The organism is Streptomyces fradiae ATCC 10745 = DSM 40063, assembly GCF_008704425.1.
GTDB lineage: Bacteria > Actinomycetota > Actinomycetes > Streptomycetales > Streptomycetaceae > Streptomyces > Streptomyces fradiae.
On the sequence record NZ_CP023696.1, the window covers coordinates 4,104,132 to 4,120,839 of the forward strand.

At 75.9% G+C, this 16,708-nt stretch carries 17 protein-coding genes and 1 pseudogene; 12 read left to right on the top strand and 6 right to left on the bottom strand.

Annotated elements, in window-relative coordinates; genetic code table 11:
* Nucleotides 1–166: 166 nt before the first annotated feature.
* The 3 genes from CP974_RS18475 to CP974_RS18480 all read right to left on the bottom strand — a co-directional run bounded on the left by CP974_RS18475 (nucleotide 167) and on the right by CP974_RS18480 (nucleotide 2,139).
* On the bottom strand, nucleotides 167–475 hold the full coding sequence (locus CP974_RS18475) for a hypothetical protein (RefSeq protein WP_051839146.1): 309 nt from the start codon (nucleotides 473–475) through the stop codon (nucleotides 167–169).
* Nucleotides 472–609 (bottom strand): hypothetical protein, encoded by a 138-nt coding sequence (locus CP974_RS29695; protein WP_158100711.1) that lies wholly within the window; start codon nucleotides 607–609, stop codon nucleotides 472–474. Before CP974_RS29695 ends, CP974_RS18475 begins: the two co-directional genes overlap by 4 nt.
* Nucleotides 610–927: 318 nt before the next feature.
* Nucleotides 928–2,139 carry a helix-turn-helix domain-containing protein gene (locus tag CP974_RS18480; protein WP_031129675.1) on the bottom strand — a complete coding sequence of 404 codons (1,212 nt, stop codon included), beginning with the start codon at nucleotides 2,137–2,139 and terminating at the stop codon, nucleotides 928–930.
* A gap of 235 nt (nucleotides 2,140–2,374) precedes the next feature.
* On the opposite strand from CP974_RS18480, the gene alr reads away from it, so the two are divergent.
* The 3 genes from alr to tsaE all read left to right on the top strand — a co-directional run bounded on the left by alr (nucleotide 2,375) and on the right by tsaE (nucleotide 5,509).
* Nucleotides 2,375–3,559, top strand: coding sequence for an alanine racemase (gene alr / locus CP974_RS18485; protein ID WP_051839144.1), 1,185 nt, complete (start codon nucleotides 2,375–2,377; stop codon nucleotides 3,557–3,559).
* 107 nt (nucleotides 3,560–3,666) lie between these two features.
* Nucleotides 3,667–4,857 (top strand): alpha/beta fold hydrolase, encoded by a 1,191-nt coding sequence (locus CP974_RS18490; RefSeq protein WP_031129673.1) that lies wholly within the window; start codon nucleotides 3,667–3,669, stop codon nucleotides 4,855–4,857.
* 10 nt (nucleotides 4,858–4,867) lie between these two features.
* Nucleotides 4,868–5,509, top strand: coding sequence for a tRNA (adenosine(37)-N6)-threonylcarbamoyltransferase complex ATPase subunit type 1 TsaE (tsaE, locus tag CP974_RS18500; RefSeq protein WP_223844639.1), 642 nt, complete (start codon nucleotides 4,868–4,870; stop codon nucleotides 5,507–5,509).
* A 699-nt stretch (nucleotides 5,510–6,208) separates the two neighbouring features.
* On the opposite strand, the gene CP974_RS18510 is transcribed toward tsaE, so the two are convergent.
* Complete coding sequence (locus tag CP974_RS18510) at nucleotides 6,209–6,787, bottom strand: L,D-transpeptidase (protein WP_078915725.1); 579 nt, start codon at nucleotides 6,785–6,787, stop codon at nucleotides 6,209–6,211.
* Nucleotides 6,788–6,889: 102 nt separating this feature from the next.
* On the opposite strand from CP974_RS18510, the gene tsaB reads away from it, so the two are divergent.
* The 5 genes and pseudogenes from tsaB to CP974_RS18535 all read left to right on the top strand — a co-directional run bounded on the left by tsaB (nucleotide 6,890) and on the right by CP974_RS18535 (nucleotide 10,499).
* Nucleotides 6,890–7,543, top strand: a complete 654-nt coding sequence (gene tsaB, locus CP974_RS18515) for a tRNA (adenosine(37)-N6)-threonylcarbamoyltransferase complex dimerization subunit type 1 TsaB (RefSeq protein WP_031133513.1) — start codon at nucleotides 6,890–6,892, stop codon at nucleotides 7,541–7,543.
* Between the two features lie 20 nt (nucleotides 7,544–7,563).
* Nucleotides 7,564–8,130: pseudogene (locus CP974_RS18520) on the top strand (GNAT family N-acetyltransferase); the annotation flags it as partial.
* A 175-nt stretch (nucleotides 8,131–8,305) separates the two neighbouring features.
* Nucleotides 8,306–9,412, top strand: coding sequence for a tRNA (adenosine(37)-N6)-threonylcarbamoyltransferase complex transferase subunit TsaD (gene tsaD / locus CP974_RS18525; protein ID WP_031133510.1), 1,107 nt, complete (start codon nucleotides 8,306–8,308; stop codon nucleotides 9,410–9,412).
* Nucleotides 9,409–9,672, top strand: coding sequence for a hypothetical protein (locus CP974_RS18530; protein WP_031133508.1), 264 nt, complete (start codon nucleotides 9,409–9,411; stop codon nucleotides 9,670–9,672). Before tsaD ends, CP974_RS18530 begins: the two co-directional genes overlap by 4 nt.
* Nucleotides 9,673–9,821: 149 nt before the next feature.
* On the top strand, nucleotides 9,822–10,499 hold the full coding sequence (locus CP974_RS18535; protein ID WP_037938389.1) for a hypothetical protein: 678 nt from the start codon (nucleotides 9,822–9,824) through the stop codon (nucleotides 10,497–10,499).
* On the opposite strand, the gene CP974_RS18540 is transcribed toward CP974_RS18535, so the two are convergent.
* Nucleotides 10,426–11,631 carry a class I SAM-dependent methyltransferase gene (locus CP974_RS18540; protein WP_051839672.1) on the bottom strand — a complete coding sequence of 402 codons (1,206 nt, stop codon included), beginning with the start codon at nucleotides 11,629–11,631 and terminating at the stop codon, nucleotides 10,426–10,428. The two genes, CP974_RS18535 and CP974_RS18540, sit on opposite strands and share 74 nt — an antisense overlap.
* Nucleotides 11,632–11,886: 255 nt before the next feature.
* On the opposite strand from CP974_RS18540, the gene CP974_RS18545 reads away from it, so the two are divergent.
* The 3 genes from CP974_RS18545 (at nucleotide 11,887) to groL (ending at nucleotide 15,113) form a co-directional block, all read left to right on the top strand.
* Entirely contained in the window at nucleotides 11,887–12,804 is a 918-nt protein-coding gene (locus CP974_RS18545) for a polysaccharide deacetylase family protein (protein ID WP_031133503.1), read from the top strand.
* A 253-nt stretch (nucleotides 12,805–13,057) separates the two neighbouring features.
* Nucleotides 13,058–13,366, top strand: a complete 309-nt coding sequence (gene groES, locus CP974_RS18550; protein ID WP_017949608.1) for a co-chaperone GroES — start codon at nucleotides 13,058–13,060, stop codon at nucleotides 13,364–13,366.
* A 118-nt stretch (nucleotides 13,367–13,484) separates the two neighbouring features.
* Nucleotides 13,485–15,113, top strand: coding sequence for a chaperonin GroEL (groL, locus tag CP974_RS18555; RefSeq protein ID WP_031133501.1), 1,629 nt, complete (start codon nucleotides 13,485–13,487; stop codon nucleotides 15,111–15,113).
* 130 nt (nucleotides 15,114–15,243) lie between these two features.
* On the opposite strand, the gene CP974_RS18560 is transcribed toward groL, so the two are convergent.
* Complete coding sequence (locus tag CP974_RS18560) at nucleotides 15,244–15,648, bottom strand: YybH family protein (RefSeq protein WP_051839669.1); 405 nt, start codon at nucleotides 15,646–15,648, stop codon at nucleotides 15,244–15,246.
* Between the two features lie 111 nt (nucleotides 15,649–15,759).
* Between CP974_RS18560 and CP974_RS18565 the strand changes: the two genes are divergently transcribed.
* A complete protein-coding gene (locus tag CP974_RS18565) occupies nucleotides 15,760–16,647 on the top strand; it encodes a LysR family transcriptional regulator (RefSeq protein ID WP_031133498.1) in 888 nt (295 codons plus the stop codon).
* The last annotated feature ends 61 nt before the right edge of the window (nucleotides 16,648–16,708 follow it).

Genomic DNA, 16,708 nt, shown 5'->3' on the forward strand with positions numbered 1-16,708 from the left:
AGCGCGCAGCGCCGCGCCACGGCCCGCCACGCGGACCCGGTCCCGCCGTGCAGGTCCAGGACCCCTGCCCGGTGGTCCCGGACCGTGCCGACCCGGCCCCGGTCCTTGTCCCACACGACGTCGCCGACGATGTACACGCTCGTCTCCCTTCCGCCTCCGGGCGGGTTCAGCAGTCGCGGCCCTGCCAGGTGTGCAGGCCGTCGTGGTCCTCGTACAGGGCGCATCCGTCCGCGCCGTCCTCGCTGAGCGACGGGCAGTCGGGCAGCTCCACCAGCCGGGGCGCCCGGCCGGTGGACCACTCCGCCCACACCGCGCTGTACGCGAGGCCGAGCAGGCACCCGCGGTGCGGCCGGCCGCCGTGTCCGGTGGTCTCCATGCAGTACACGCCCGGCTCGGGAGTGATCTCGCCCGCCCATCGGCGGGTGACCTGCTCCGCGAGGTCGTACGGCAGATCCGTGTGGTGCCAGCACGTCACCGGGGCTCCTCGGCGTCCGCGCGCTCGGCCGCGACCTCGCGCGCCCAGGCGGCGGCCCGCTCGGCGGCGATCCGCGCGAGCCCGACGTCGAGCGCGCGGATCTCGTGGAGGGTGGGTACGCGTACCTCAGGCACCGTCCCTGCCGGGTCACCCCATGCGGGGATCCGCCCGCCGCTGCGTACGGGCGTCGGGCTTCGTGGTTCCCGCGCTCGGCGGGCGAGGTCATCGACGGCCACGGCGTCAGCGGCGACCCCGTCCGGTTCCAGCCCGGCTGCGGCAGCGGAGAGGCGCCGGCGGCGGCTCCTGTCGCCGGGCGTGCGTCGGGGCGCGGGCGCCGGCAAGGCGTTCACGTTCATGCACCCATGGTGAGGTGGTGGTCGCTCACCGTGAAGTGATGGTGCGTAGGACTCTCGGCGGGACCGTGTGCGCCGCGGTCCTACGCTCCGTAGGGGTCAGGAGAGCAGCGGGACCCCGATCGCTTCGCCGATGCGCCGTACGCGTGCCGTCGACACGCGGGCCAGGCGGCGCGCGATGACGCCCGGCAGGGCCTGGTGCCGTACCCACTCGGGGGCGTCGAGCCCCACTTCGACCAGGGTGTCGCCCGCCTTCTCGTACCGCCCCGTCCCGCACTGGGCGAGCGCCACGTCGAGCCGGTAGCGGTTGCGGGCGATCCTGGTCATGGACGCGGGGAGCGTGCGCATCTCCGGATGGGAGGCGAGCTCCAGGGCCCGGTGGTACTGCTTCAGCGCCACGTGCACGCCGACCGCTTCCGCCCTGGTCGCGGTGGGGCCGAAGTGGGTGCCGTGCAGGGTCACGTCGGTACCGAGCCGCGCCGCCGCAGCGTGGGCCTGCGCCAGGTAGTCGTCGGCGAGGCCGGCGTTCTCCTGTCGCGACGCGGCCACGGCCGCCGAGACCATCAACCGCCCGTACGCGGCCAGGTGCTCGCGCCTCGGCCGGCTGAACGACGGTTCGACGGTGAGGGCGGCCCGCTCCGCGACCGCGGCGGCGCGTGGCAGGCGGGCGCCGCGCAGATGCACCCATGACAGCGTGGAGTCGAGCAGCGCGGTCATCACCGGGTCGTCGGCCTCGCGGGCGAGGTACCGGGCGGACGTGAGCGCGCTGAGGGCGAGGTCGCGCTGTCCCAGGCCCGTGGCGCAGGACGCGGCGACGCGGTAGGTGCCGGCGAGGATCACGCCCAGGCGCGCACGCTCGGCGCCCGTGGCGGTGTCGTAGCGCGCCTGACCCTCCATCAGCACCTGTGTGGCGTACGTGCTGACGCCCGCGTTGTCGCCGTTCCAGTAGGCCGCCCACGCGAGGTCGCGGGCCCTGCTCAGCTCCTCCGCCGTGCTGGGGGCGTCGATGCCGTCCCACTCCCCGAGCGCGCTCTCGTGCACGGCGTCGGAGAGCCGGCGGAGCGCGGCGCGGTCGCTCTGGCGCATGCCGCGGCGCGGTGCCTGCTGTCCGAGGATCACGGCCACGTCGGTGTCCAGCGCGTGCGCCAGCCTCAACAGCGATCCGACGGACAGCTCCCCGCGGTCCTGCTCGGCCTTCTGCACCAGGGCCACGGACAGACCGGCCGCCTCCGCCAGGCCCTGCTGGGTGAAGTCTCTGCCCCGAAGGGCCTTGATCCGCATTCCGGTGGTCAGGTCGGCCCAGTTGGTCACGGTCACCCCAGGTGTCGCGGTCGCCTCTCGATGGTAGGGCGACGACGGCGGTCGCGGGCGCCCGATGGCGACAGTGCTGCGGGTCTCGTCGGCGTGGAGCCGGACCGGTCGAGGTCGCGGGGCGTGGGTGAGGGGCGCGGCGCCCGTCGGGGGTGAGCGGCGGGGGCCGGGGCGTGAGGTGGGCGACAGGGTGCGGAGCCCTGGGTTCCGGGGGGCACCTGAGACACTGGGCCCGATGAGTACCACACCGCAGCCCCGCGCCACCTGTGAGCCCGAGCGCCCCGAGACCCGCGCCCGCGCCGAGATCGACCTCGCCGCGCTCCGCGCGAACGTCCGCGCGCTACGGGAGCGGGTCGCGCCCGGCGGTGCCCGGCTCATGGCCGTCGTGAAGGCCGACGCCTACGGGCACGGCGCCGTCCCCTGCGCCCGTGCCGCGCTTGAGGCGGGGGCCTCCTGGCTCGGTACGGCGACGCCGTTCGAGGCGCTCGCGCTGCGCGCCGCCGGGATCGACGCCCCGCTCCTGAGCTGGCTGTGGACGCCCGGCGGGCCGTTCCGCGCGGCCGTGGAGGCCGGGATCGACATCGGGGTGAGCGGACTGTGGGCGCTGGACGCGGTCGTGGAGGCCGCGCGCGCCGCGGGCCGCCCCGCCCGGGTGCAGCTGAAGGCCGACACCGGCCTGGGCCGCAACGGCTGCCTGGCGGACGACTGGCCGCGCCTCGTCGGCGAGGCCCTGAAGGCGCAGGCCGACGGGCACCTGCGGGTCACCGGCCTGTGGTCCCACTTCGCCTGCGCGGACGAGCCGGGCCACCCCTCGATCGGCGCCCAGCTGTCCCGCTTCCACGACATGCTGGAGTACGCGGAGAAGGCGGGCGCCGAGCCGGAGGTGCGGCACATGGCCAACTCGCCCGCCACCCTCACCCTGCCCGAGACCCACTTCGACCTGGTCCGCACGGGCGTGGCGATGTACGGCATCTCGCCCAGCCCCGAGCTGGGCACCCCCGCCGACTTCGGGCTGCGGCCCGTGATGCGGCTGAGCGCCGCCGTGGCCTCCGTGAAGCAGGCGCCCGCCGGCCTCGGCGTCAGCTACGGCCACCACTACGTCACCGGGCGCGAGACCCACCTCGCCCTGGTGCCGCTCGGCTACGCGGACGGCGTCCCCCGCCACGCCTCGGGCCGGGGGCCGGTCCTGCTGGGCGGCGCCGTGCGGACGGTGGCCGGGCGGGTGGCGATGGACCAGTTCGTACTGGACCTCGGGGACGACAAGGCCGAGCCCGGCGACCGGGCGGTGCTGTTCGGGCCCGGCGACGACGGCGAGCCCACGGCCGAGGACTGGGCGCGGGCGGCCGGGACCATCGCGTACGAGATCGTCACGCGCGTCGGCTCCCGCGTGCCGCGCGTCCACCTCCACGAGCGGGAGTAGCGGGGGCGGCCGTGGCGGAGACCGGTACGGGGACGGGTAAGGGGATCGTGTCAGGGTCCGGGGGCAGGGCCGGCGCCAGGTCCGGGGCCGGGGCTGCGGCTCGGGCCGTGGCGGTCGCGGCGGCCGGCGCGGGCGGTGCCGCGCTGGGCGACGCGGCCTCGGCCGCGGGCCACGCCGCCTCGGGCGCGGCCGACTGGCGGCGGCGCGCCGGGCTCGCCGGCGCCGCCCTCGGTGTCGCCGCCGCGGGCGCCGCCGCCGGGGTCGCCCTCGAACGGCTCACCGTGGGCCGGGGCATGCGCCGCAAGGCCCGTCTGGCGCTCGACGCCGCCGCCCCGTACGGCGCCCTGCGCGGCGCTCCCGGCACCGCGACGGCCGACGACGGCACGCCCCTGCACTACGAGACCGAGGAGCCCGACACCACCGAAGGCGGCGGCGCCGTGCCGACCGTCGTCTTCAGCCACGGCTACTGCCTCAACCAGGACTCCTGGCACTTCCAGCGCGCCGCCCTGCGCGGCCGGGTGCGGGCCGTCTACTGGGACCAGCGCGGCCACGGCAGGTCCGGCCGGGGCGCCGGCCCCGTCTCCATCGACCGCCTCGGGCGCGACCTGCGGGCCGTCGTCGACGCCGCCGCGCCCGAGGGGCCCCTGGTGCTCGTGGGGCACTCCATGGGCGGGATGACCGTGATGGCCTTCGCCGACCAGTACCCGGAGCTGGTACGGGACCGGGTGGCCGCCTTCGCCTTCCTCGGCACCTCCTCGGGACGGCTCGCCGAACTGACCTACGGCCTGCCCGCCCTGCCCGCCCACGCCGTGCAGCGCGCCCTGCCCGGCGTGCTCCGGGCGCTCGGGGGGCGGGCGGAGCTGGTGGAGCGGGGGCGGCGGGCGACGGCCGACCTGTTCGCGGGCCTGATCAAGCGGTACGGCTTCGGGTCGCGGGACGTGGACCCGGTCGTCGCCCGGTTCGCCGAGCGGATGATCGAGGCGACGCCCATCGACGTGGTCGCCGAGTTCTACCCGGCGTTCGCCGAGCACGACAAGGCCGACGCGCTCGCGGCGCTCGCGGAGACGGGCGTCCCGGTCCTCGCCCTGGCGGGCGCGAGGGACCTGGTGACGCCGCCGTCCCACACCGAGGCCGTCGCCGCGCTGCTGCCGGGCGCCGAGCTGGTCGTCGTCCCCGGCGGCGGGCACCTGGTCATGCTGGAGCACCCCGACACGGTCACCGCCCGGCTGGTGGAGCTGCTGGCGCGGGCCGGGGTGCCGGCCCTGGACGACCCGGGGACGGCGGGCCGCAGCGGTTAGGTTTGCAGGTATGGAAGCTGCGCACACCGATGTGACCGGGGGCTCCGGCACCCCCGGCCCCGCCCCCACCCCGGCCGCCCCGGCCGCCACCGCCCCGGCCGCCACCACCCCGGCCCCGTCCGCCCCGGCCGGCACCCCGGCCCCGTCCGGCACGCCCGGCACGCCCTCCCCGGCCGCCACCGCCCGTCTCACCGTGCACTCGCCCGACGAGATGCGGGACCTCGGCCGCGCCCTCGCCCGGCTGCTGCGCCCGGGCGACCTCGTGATGCTCACCGGCGAGCTGGGCGCCGGCAAGACGACCCTGACGCGCGGCCTCGGCGAGGGCCTCGGGGTGCGCGGCGCGGTCACCTCCCCGACCTTCGTCATCGCCCGCGTCCACCCGTCCCTGACCGGCGGCCCGGCGCTGGTGCACGTCGACGCGTACCGGCTGGGCGGCGGCCTGGACGAGATGGAGGACCTGGACCTCGACGTCTCGCTCCCCGACTCCGTCGTCGTGGTCGAGTGGGGCGACGGCAAGGTCGAGGAGCTGACCGACGACCGGCTGCACGTGGTGATCGACCGGGTCGTCGGCGCCACGGACGACGACCGGCGCGAGGTGACCCTCACCGGCGTGGGAGCCCGCTGGCAGGGCGTGGACCTGGCCGCGCGCTGAGCGTGCGCGTCCGCGAAGCGGTACCGCGGGCGCCGCTCCCGCCGTACTTTCCGACAAGGTGTCGGTAAATTGTTGCGCCGCGCCTCCGGCCCGTGGTCACATGGAGACCAGTCGGTGGTTAGGTTTACCTTACCCACCTCGCCAGCGGAGGCAGGAGGCAACCATGCCGCAGCAGCACCCGGCCCTGCGGGAGCCGTCGGAGGTTTCCATGCGCGACCTGCTGGCGTCCTGCGCGGCGGCGGCGGCCGTGTCCACCCCACCCCGCCCGGCCCCGGTCCCGGCCGCCCGTCCGCGCCCCGCCGACGGACCCGGCGGCCCCGGTGGCCCTGGTGGCCCTGGTGGCCCTGGTGGCCCTGGTGGCTCCGGCGGAGGCACGCCGTCCGTGGACGCACCGTCCGGCGAGGGCCGCACGCCCGGCCGGGGCCGGGGCGGCGAAACGCCCCGCGCCGCCTGACAGCGGTCACGGGGCGTACGAGGGCGAGGGGCCGGAGGCGGCCCGCTGGCGGCCCGAGGGGGCCAGCCCGAACCCATGTCCGGGGCCCAGGCCCCGAAGCGCAGGTCCGGACTCGGACCCTGGGTCATGGCCCAGGCCGCTGCCCCAGAGCCAGGCCGCTGCCCCAGAGCCAGGTCAAGACAAGGCCGAGGCCCAGGGCCAGGCCGAGGCCCAGCGCGGGTTCAGGCCCGGTGCAGGCCCAGGGCTCAGGGGATGACGACGACCGGCGCGTTGACCGTCGCGAACGTCCACAGCGCGTCGCCGTCCGCCCGCGCCATCCGCACCCCGCCCGTACGGCGGCTCGGGTCCGGGCTGGACATGGAGCCGTCCACGGCGGCGCTGAAGCCGACCGTCACCCCGTCGACCGTCGCGAACCGCACCACGTGCTCCACCTGCACCCCGTCCGAGCCGCGCACCGAACCGGACCGGGAGGTCACCGCGTACGTGCCGGGCGCGGGGCTGACCGCGCTCGGCATCACCGGGAAGGTGCGCAGGACCTTGCCGCCCTCGTCGACCAGCCACACCCGGCGGTCGGCCAGCGCGTACACGACCCGCTCGCCGGAACCGGACTGCGGCGGCAGCGCCAGGGGGTCCTTCGCGGGCTTGCCCGGCGCGCCCGGCGCGGAGGGGCCGGCGGACGCGGACGGCGAGGGGGAGCCGGTGGCCTTCGTCCCCGACCGGAGGTCGGCGGGGGCGGCGGCCGACGCCTGGTAGGCGAGGAAGCCGACCGCCGCGAGCGCCGCCGCCGTGAGCCCGGCCACGAATCCCGAGCTGCTCCTTGCCACGCTGCTCCACCTCTCATACGACGTATCGGTGTGACCGTAGCACCAGCGTCCGGCCGGTACGGGGGCGCCGTGCCCGCCCCGCGGGCGCCGTAGGCTGTTCGCGTGCTGTTGCTCGCCATGGATACCGCCACCCCCGCCGTCACCGTCGCCCTCCACGACGGGCGGTCGGTCCTCGCCCAGTACGCGCAGGTCGACGCCCGGCGCCACGGGGAGCTGCTGCTGCCCGCCGTCCACCGCGTCCTCGGCGAGGCCGGCCGGGAGCCGGCCGCCGTCACCGGCATCGTCGTGGGCGTCGGCCCCGGCCCGTACACCGGGCTGCGCGTCGGCCTGGTCACCGCCGTCACCTTCGCCTCCGCGCTGGGCGTCCCCGTCCACGGGGTGTGCACGCTCGACGGGCTCGCCTACGCCTCCGGCATCGACGAGCCGTTCGTCGTGGCGACCGACGCCCGCCGCAAGGAGGTCTACTGGGCGCGGTACGACGACCACCGCACCCGTACGACCGAGCCGTCCGTCGACCGGCCCGCCGACATCGCGGAGCGGGTCGCGGGTCTCCCGGCGGTCGGCGCCGGGGCGCGGCTGTACGGGGAGGTGTTCGGGGAGGCCCGCGACCCGGAGCACCAGTCGGCCGCCGCCCTGGCCGCGCTGGCCGCCGAGCGCCTCGCGGCCGGCGAGGAGCTGCTCGAGCCCCGCCCGATGTACCTGCGCCGCCCCGACGCGCAGGTGCCGAAGAACTACAAGGTGGTCACGCCGAAGTGACCGGGCCCGTGCTGCGCGAGATGCGCTGGTGGGACATCGCGCCGGTGCTGGAGCTCGAACGGGAGCTGTTCCCGGAGGACGCCTGGTCCGAGGGGATGTTCTGGTCGGAGCTGGCCCACGCGCGCGGCCCCCGCTCCACCCGGCGGTACGTCGTCGCGGAGGTGCCGGCGGACGCCGGGGCGGGCGGCGCCGCGGCGGCCGGTACGGGGCTGGCCGGGGCGACCGGACCCGGTGGGCCGGCCGTGGCCGGGCGTCCGGCGCGGATCGTCGGGTACGCGGGTCTCGCGGCGGCCGGCGGGCTCGGCGACGTCCAGACCATCGCCGTCGCCCGCGACCAGTGGGGCACCGGCCTCGGCGCCCGGCTGCTGACCGAGCTGCTGCACAACGCCACCGCCTTCGAGTGCGCGGAGGTGCTGCTGGAGGTACGGGTGGACAACACCCGCGCGCAGCGGCTGTACGAGCGCTTCGGCTTCGAGCCGATCGGGTTCCGGCGGGGCTACTACCAGCCGGGCAACGTCGACGCGCTCGTGATGCGGCTGACCGTCCAGGACCCGGCGGAAGCGCCGGACGCCGGGCCCCCGGCCGACCCGGCCGACCCGGCCGACCCGGACGGGCCCCTCGAAGCCGACGCGGCCCCCGAGGCGCCCGGAGCCCTGGAGGGCCCCGAGGCCCCCCGGCCCCGCCCGACCCCCGAGGCTCCCCGGCCCCACCCGACCGACCCGACCGACCCGACCGACCGGACCACTGAGAGCGCTGAGACCCATGGCTGACGAACCCCTCGTCCTCGGCATCGAGACCTCCTGCGACGAGACCGGCGTCGGCATCGTCCGCGGCACCACCCTGCTGGCGAACGCCGTCGCGTCGAGCGTGGACGCGCACGCCCGCTTCGGGGGCGTCGTCCCCGAGATCGCCTCCCGCGCCCACCTGGAGGCGATGGTCCCCACCATCGAGCGCGCCCTGAAGGACGCCGGAGTCTCCGCGCGCGACCTCGACGGGATCGCCGTCACTGCGGGCCCCGGCCTCGCGGGCGCGCTGCTCGTCGGCGTCTCGGCGGCGAAGGCGTACGCGTACGCCCTGGGCAAGCCCCTGTACGGGGTGAACCACCTGGCCTCGCACATCTGCGTCGACCAGCTGGAGCACGGCCCGCTGCCCGAGCCGACGATGGCCCTGCTGGTCAGCGGCGGCCACTCGTCGCTGCTCCTCGCGCCGGACATCACCTCCGACGTCCGCCCGATGGGCGCCACCATCGACGACGCGGCGGGCGAGGCCTTCGACAAGATCGCCCGCGTGCTGAACCTGGGCTTCCCCGGCGGCCCCGTCATCGACCGGCTCGCGCGGGAGGGCGACCCCTCCGCCATCGCGTTCCCGCGCGGACTGACCGGGCCGCGCGACCCCGCGTACGACTTCTCCTTCTCCGGCCTCAAGACCGCCGTCGCCCGCTGGGTGGAGGCGAAGCGGAACGCCGGCGAGGAGGTGCCCGTACGGGACGTGGCCGCGTCCTTCCAGGAGGCGGTCGTGGACGTGCTGACCCGCAAGGCCGTGCGGGCCTGCAAGGACCAGGGCGTCGACCACCTGATGATCGGCGGCGGGGTCGCGGCCAACTCCCGGCTGCGCGCCCTCGCCGAGGAGCGCTGCGAGCGGGCCGGCATCCGGCTGCGGGTGCCGCGCCCCGGCCTGTGCACCGACAACGGCGCCATGGTCGCCGCGCTCGGCGCCGAGATGGTCGCCCGCAACCGGCCCGCCTCCGACCTGGGGCTGTCAGCCGACTCGTCGCTGCCGGTCACGGACCCCCACGTGCCGGGCAGCCACGGCCACGATCACGACCACGACCACCTGCACGAGATCAGCAAGGAGAACCTGTACTCGTGACGGTCACGCTGATGTGGGAGGCCCGCGCCGAGTCCGGCCGGGGCGCCGAGCTGCTGGAGTGGGCCCGCGCCCAGCGCCTGCGCGCCGAGCCGCTGCGCCGCGAGACGTTCACGGCCGAGCCCGACCGGGTCCTGGTGATGACCTGGTGGGACGCCCCGGGGACGGACGCGGACGTGCCCGAGCTGCCGGAGCCGCCCGCCGGACTGCTGACCCGGCCGGTCCACCGCTGGCGCTTCGTCTCCCGCGACGTGACGCCGTAGCCCCGCCGTCCGCGAGGTCCCGCCTCGGCCCCCGGTCCCGCGAGGTCCCGCCTCGGCCCCCGCGCCGCGAGGTCCCGCCGTGGTCCTCGCGCCGGTCCGGGCGGCCCCCCCCTCGGTCCGGCCGGCCCGGTGCTGGTTAGCCTCGGCCCGTGACGTCCCGCGCCCTGCCCCCGCCCCCGCCGCCCCCGCACCTGCGCGCCTGGCCCCACCGGGAGGCGCTGCTCGCCGACCGGGACCGGGCGCTCGGCGAGCTGGGGCGTCAGATGCTCGGCGCCGGCAGGCTGACCCTGTTCCTGCTGTGGCTGCTGCTCCTGGAGGCGGGCTGGGGCCTGCTCGGCGCCGCGCTCGCCGTGTTCGCCGACGCCCTTGACCCGTTCGGCCTCCTCCTGGGCCTGGTCCTGGCGCTGGCGGGCGCCGGGGCGCTCGTACCCGCCGCGTACTTCCACGTCGCCGGGGTGCGCCGGGACGCGGCGGCGCACCGGCTGTTCGCCCGCTGGGCCTCGCTCGACCGGGCGCCCGGCCCGGACGCCCGCCACCGGGCGCCGGGGCTGAGCCTCGCGTGGCTGCTGGTGTCGTTCGCGCTGTGCGCCGCGGGGCTGGGGATCTGCCTCGCGGTGCCCGCGGGCGCCCGGCCGGGCGAGGACTCGTACACCGGTGTCGCGTACGGGATGGGGGCCGGGCTCCTGCTGTGGCTGAGCGGCCTGGCGGGCGCGGCGAAGGCGGTGGCCCACTACCGGCTGGCCGTGCGGCTCCTCAGTCCCGCCCGTCCGGCGCCGGCTTCGCCGGGTGGCCGATCAGCATCACCGGAGCGCCCGCCGCGCGCGTGAGGAAGACCGTCGCCGCGTTCGGCCCCTTGGGCTTCACCCGGCGGCGCACCTCCTCCGGCTCCACCGCCGAGCCGCGCTTCTTCACCGTCAGCGTGCCCACCTCGCGCTCCCGCAGCAGCGCCTTGAGCCGCTTCAGGTGGAAGGGCAGCGCGTCGGTGATCTCGTACGCGGTGGCGTACGGGGTCGGCCGCAGCTCGTCGGCCGTGACGTACGCGATGGTCTCGTCCAGCAGTCCGCCGCCCACCCGCGCGGCGACCTCCGCGACCAGGTGGGCGCGGATGACGGCGCCGTCCGGCTCGTACAGGTAGCGGCCCGCCCGCCGGACCGGCGGCGGGGGCGGCGGCTCCGTCACGGCGAGGGTGGCGCCGGACGGCAGCAGGGTCGCCCGTACGGAACCGGGGGCCGTGCCGAACCACAGCACGGCCTCCTTCACGTCCCCGCCGTCGGAGATCCACTCGGCCTCGGCCTCCGGCGGCACCACCTCGTGGGGGATGCCGGGCGCGACCTTCAGGGCGGCGTGCCGGGCGCGCCGGGCCGTGTCGACCGCCCACGACAGGGGCGGCGAGTACGCCTCGGGGTCGAAGATCCGGCCGCGCCCGCCGCGCCGCGCGGGGTCCACGAACACCGCGTCGTACGGGGAGGTGTCGACCTCCGTCACATCGGCGCAGCGCACCTCGATCAGGTCGGCGAGGCCCAGCGCCTCGGCGTTGGCGCGGGCGACGGCCGCGGTGAGCGGGTCGCGGTCGACGGCGAGCACGCGGACGCCCGCGCGGGCCAGCGCGATCGCGTCGCCGCCGATGCCGCAGCACAGGTCGGCGACGCTGCGCACGCCGAGCCGGGCGAAGGCGGCGGCCCGGTGCCGGGCGACCGAGGCGCGGGTGGACTGCTCGACGCCGGCGGGCGTGAAGAACATCGCGTACGCGTCGTCCGCGCCGAACTTCGCCACCGCCCGCTGCCGCAGCCGCGCCTGCCCGAGGGCCGCCGACACCAGTTCCGCCGGGTGGTCGCGGCGCAGCCGGGAGGCGACGGCCAGCTCCTGGGCCGGGTCGTAGTGGCGCAGGTCGGTCAGGAGACCCCGGCCCTCGTCGGTGAGCAGGGCGGAGAAGGCGGCGAGATCGGTCACCCGTCCCATTCTGGTCCAGTGTGGGCCGGCCGGGGGACGGCGCCCGGCCCGGCGGCGGTGTCGCCGTGGTGCCGGGGCGGCGCGCTGACAGGATGCGGCGCCATGCAGCTTGTACGACAAAATCACCGTTCATCCGAAAATCCGACGAAAGCGGGGGCCGGGACACGGACGCGAGCCCGGACCAGGGCGCAGGCGCGGAGCAGGGCGCAGACCCGGACCCGGACCCGTACCGGGGCCCAGGCCCGTACCCGCGCCGGCTTCGGGGTGGTCGCGGCCCTCCTCGTCGCCGCCCTCGGCACGGCCTGCGCGGCGGAGGGCACCCCCGCCCCCGGCGCCCCGCCCGGCCAGGGCGGCGCCGGGACCGGCCAGGCCCCGGCGGCCGGGGGGCGGGGCGAGCAGGCCCCGCAGGCCCGGCCGGAGACCGCGTCCGGCGCGCTCGGGGCGTACGTCGAGAGGTTCCGCAAGGCCCAGGCGCAGCGGGCCGCCGTCGCCCGCCGCTGGGGCCTGAAACAGACGCCGCTCCTGCCCCCCGACCCGCCCGAGGTCAAACCGGAGATCACCTTCCGGAAGGGCTTCGGCGTCGGCGACCCCAGCCTCCCGCCCGTCTTCACCACCGTCCCCACCAAGGACCGCGTCGTCTTCCTCACCATCGACGACGGCTCCGACAAGGACCCCGAGCTGCTGCGGATGATGGCGGAGCTGGACATCCCGTACAGCGCGTTCCTCAGCGACTACCTGGTCAAGGAGGACTACGGCTACTTCAAGCGCATGCAGGGCCTCGGCGTGGCCCTGCACAACCACACGCTGACCCACCCGTACATGCCGGCGCTGTCGTACGAGGAGCAGAAGCGGCAGATCTGCGGCCAGCAGGACACCATCGAGCGGCAGTTCGGCAAGCGCCCCACGCTGTTCCGCCCGCCGTACGGCAACTACGACTCCGACACGCTGCGCGCCGCCCGCGCGTGCGGCATCAAGGCGGTGCCGCTGTGGTCGGCCGAGGCGTTCCCGGACCGCATGGAGTGGCGCGAGTGGGACCGCGACCTGCACCCCGGCGACATCGTGCTCACCCACTTCCGGGGGCGCGGCGAGTGGAAGGGGTCGATGGCCGACATGATCCGCCGGGCCATGGACACCATCACCGAGCGCGGGTACGCCGTGGCCCGCCTGGAGGACTACGTGTGAGACGCCGCGCCCGGCGGCCGGCGACCCGGCTTCCGTCGTCGCACGTCAGTGCGGGTCCGGGCGCGGCGCGCGGTCGTCGACTGGCACTCCGCTTGACCGAGTGCTAACCGCGGTCATAGTCTCGGCTCTGGCACTCCCCGCAGGAGAGTGCCAACACAGCGACGGGCAGGTCCGGCACCCGCGACGACGGATCCACCTGGTCGCCACCTCAGACAGTTGACCCCGTGAGATCTCCGAAGGGGGAGGTCGGATCGTGACGACCACCAGCTCCAAGGTTGCCATCAAGCCGCTCGAGGACCGCATCGTGGTCCAGCCGCTCGACGCCGAGCAGACCACGGCCTCTGGCCTGGTCATCCCGGACACCGCGAAGGAGAAGCCCCAGGAGGGCGTCGTCCTGGCCGTCGGTCCGGGCCGCTTCGAGAACGGCGAGCGCCTGCCGCTCGACGTCAAGACCGGCGACGTCGTGCTCTACAGCAAGTACGGCGGCACCGAGGTGAAGTACAGCGGCGAGGAGTACCTCGTCCTCTCGGCCCGCGACGTGCTCGCGATCGTCGAGAAGTAATCCACCACGTGCCGTGAACCGCGCCCCTGGCCCCCGCTGCTGTGCTGCCGCACGTGCGCCGGGCGGCGAGGGGCGCCGTTCTTTCTCCATCCAGTACCGAGAGGGCTGAATCGCTCCCATGGCGAAGATCCTGAAGTTCGACGAGGACGCCCGTCGCGCCCTTGAGCGCGGCGTCAACAAGCTTGCCGACACCGTCAAGGTGACGATCGGCCCCAGGGGTCGCAACGTCGTCATCGACAAGAAGTTCGGTGCGCCGACCATCACCAACGACGGCGTCACCATCGCCCGCGAGGTCGAGGTCGAGGACCCGTACGAGAACCTCGGCGCCCAGCTCGTGAAGGAGGTGGCGACCAAGACCAACGACATCGCGGGTGACGGCACCACCACCGCCACCGTCCTGGCCCAGGCGCTGGTCCGCGAGGGTCTGCGCAACGTCGCCGCCGGCGCCTCCCCGGCCGCCCTGAAGAAGGGCATCGACGCCGCGGTCAAGGCCGTCTCCGACGAGCTGCTCGCCACGGCCCGCCCGATCGACGAGAAGTCCGACATCGCCGCCGTCGCCGCGCTGTCCGCCCAGGACCAGCAGGTCGGCGAGCTGATCGCCGAGGCCATGGACAAGGTCGGCAAGGACGGCGTCATCACGGTCGAGGAGTCCAACACCTTCGGCCTGGAGCTGGACTTCACCGAGGGCATGGCGTTCGACAAGGGCTACCTGTCGCCGTACATGGTCACCGACCAGGAGCGTATGGAGGCCGTCCTCGACGACCCGTACATCCTGATCCACCAGGGCAAGATCGCCGCCATCGCGGACCTGCTCCCGCTCCTGGAGAAGATCATCCAGTCCGGTGGCTCCAAGCCGCTGCTGATCATCGCCGAGGACGTCGAGGGCGAGGCCCTCTCCACGCTGGTCGTCAACAAGATCCGCGGCACGTTCAACGCCGTCGCGGTCAAGGCCCCCGGCTTCGGCGACCGCCGCAAGGCGATGCTCGGCGACATGGCCGCCCTCACCGGCGCCACCGTCGTGGCCGAGGAGGTCGGCCTCAAGCTCGACCAGGTCGGCCTGGACGTGCTGGGCACCGCCCGCCGCGTCACCGTCACCAAGGACGACACCACGATCGTCGACGGCGGCGGCAAGTCCGAGGACGTCACCGGCCGCATCGCCCAGATCAAGGGTGAGATCGAGACCACCGACTCGGACTGGGACCGCGAGAAGCTCCAGGAGCGCCTCGCGAAGCTCGCCGGCGGCGTGTGCGTCATCAAGGTCGGCGCCGCCACCGAGGTGGAGCTGAAGGAGAAGAAGCACCGCCTGGAGGACGCCATCTCCGCGACCCGCGCCGCGGTCGAGGAGGGCATCGTCTCCGGTGGCGGCTCCGCGCTGGTTCACGCCGTCAAGGTGCTCGAGGACAACCTGGGCAAGGAGGGCGACGAGGCCACCGGTGTCGCCGTCGTCCGCCGCGCCGCCGTCGAGCCGCTGCGCTGGATCGCCGAGAACGCCGGCCTCGAGGGCTACGTCATCACCTCGAAGGTCGCCGAGCTCGACAAGGGCCAGGGCTTCAACGCCGCCACCGGCGAGTACGGCGACCTGGTCAAGGCCGGCGTCATCGACCCGGTGAAGGTCACCCGCTCGGCGCTGGAGAACGCCGCGTCGATCGCCTCCCTCCTCCTCACCACCGAGACCCTCGTGGTGGAGAAGAAGGAGGAGGAGCCGGCGGACGCGGGCCACGGCCACGGCCACGGTCACTCGCACTGACGCTCCCCCTCCCGGTCCGCGCGGACCCGGCCCCGAGCCGTCCCCGCGCGCCCCGCACGACGAGGCCCGGCGCCCCCCGAGGGGGGCACCGGGCCTCGCCCGTTCTCCCGCCCGGCCGGCCGGGCCCGGCTCAGGCGCGCGGCGGGGTGAACTCCGGCTGGTCCAGCACCCGCAGCCAGCTCCCGTCGGGCTGGCGCCGCACCACCTGAGCCCGCGCCCCCGCCCCGTCGCGCGGCGGCGTCGAGGTGAGCGCGAGGTCACCGCCGACCAGCGTGGGCAGCGGCGGCTCCGGCTCGAAGCGGGGCCGGTCCGCCAGCACCCGCTCCCACAGCGCCCGGATCGCCTCCCGGCCGACCGTCGTGCGCCCCGGCGGGTACGCCATCACGGCGCCCTCCTCGTAGAGCGCCGCCACCCCGGTCGCGTCCCCGGCGTTCGACCGCTCCACGAACAGGCGGGTGAGGTCCTCGGGCCGCACGGCCTTCTCGTACCGCTCGTACGGATCGACCCGTTCATCCCGTTCGTCCCGCTCTCGCATGGCGCGTTCCTCCTGACTTCCGGCTGCCGGCTTTCGGCGTCCCGTCCAGCCTCGCCAGCCGGCGATCAGAAGTCCAACGCATGTTCGCGCTGGAAACTAGAATCAGCGGTCATGGAGCTCAGGCAGCTGGAGTACTTCGTCGCGGTCGCCGAGGAGCGGAACTTCACCCGCGCCGCCGAGCGGGTGCACATCAGCCAGTCCGGCGTCAGCGCGCAGATCCGCAGACTGGAGACGGAGCTGGGCGCGGAGCTGTTCGACCGCTCCACCCGCACCGCCACGCTCACCCCCGCCGGGGAGGCCGCCCTGGCGCACGCCCGCGCCGCGCTCGCCGCCGCCGGGGCGCTCGGCCGGGCGGTGGACGAGGTCACGGGCCTGGTCCGGGGCCGCCTCGCGCTCGGGATGGTCGTCGGCTGCACGATCACCCCGCTGTTCGACGCGCTCGCCTCCTTCCACGAGGCGCACCCCGGAGTGGAGGTCCTGCTGCGGGAGGCGGACTCGGACCTGCTGGTCGACGCCGTCCGCGCGGGCACCCTGGACGTGGCGCTGGTCGGCACCCCGGACCCGCCCCCCGAGGGGCTGCGGGCGCACGTCCTCGTCCGGGAGCGGCTCGTGGTCGCCGTCCCGGCCGGGCACCCCCTGGCGGAGCGGCCGGGCGTCGCCCTGCGGGACCTCGCCGACCATCCGGTCGTCTGCATGCCGCCGGGCACCGGCCTGCGCGCCGTCCTCGACCGCGCCTGCGCCGACGCGGGCGTACGGCCCGCCCTCACCCTCCAGGCGGGCGCGGCGGACGCCGTCGCCGACCTGGCCGCGCGCGGACTGGGCGTCGCCGTGCTCAGCGAGTCGATGGCCGCCGCGTACGGCGACCGGCTCACCTCCCGCGTCATCGAGGACGCCCGCGACCCGGCGCTGCTGGCCCTGGTCTGGAAGGACGCCCCCGCCCCGGCGGTCCGCGCCTTCCTGGCCCACGGCCGCAGGGCCTTCGGCCGGCCGGCCGGCTGACCGCCCCGGGCGCCCGCCGCCGGCCCCGCCCTGCGCGCCGGCCCGTACGCGCCCGCCGTAC

Bases quoted from the DNA above. Each gene is read 5' to 3' on its own strand.
- alr (WP_051839144.1), top strand. From the start codon at position 2,375: ATGAGTACCACACCGCAGCCCCGCGCCACCTGTGAGCCCGAGCGCCCC.
- tsaE (WP_223844639.1), top strand. From the start codon at position 4,868: ATGGAAGCTGCGCACACCGATGTGACCGGGGGCTCCGGCACCCCCGGC.
- tsaD (WP_031133510.1), top strand. From the start codon at position 8,306: ATGGCTGACGAACCCCTCGTCCTCGGCATCGAGACCTCCTGCGACGAG.
- CP974_RS18540 (WP_051839672.1), bottom strand. From the start codon at position 11,631: ATGGGACGGGTGACCGATCTCGCCGCCTTCTCCGCCCTGCTCACCGAC.
- groL (WP_031133501.1), top strand. From the start codon at position 13,485: ATGGCGAAGATCCTGAAGTTCGACGAGGACGCCCGTCGCGCCCTTGAG.
- CP974_RS18560 (WP_051839669.1), bottom strand. From the start codon at position 15,648: ATGCGAGAGCGGGACGAACGGGATGAACGGGTCGATCCGTACGAGCGG.
- CP974_RS18565 (WP_031133498.1), top strand. From the start codon at position 15,760: ATGGAGCTCAGGCAGCTGGAGTACTTCGTCGCGGTCGCCGAGGAGCGG.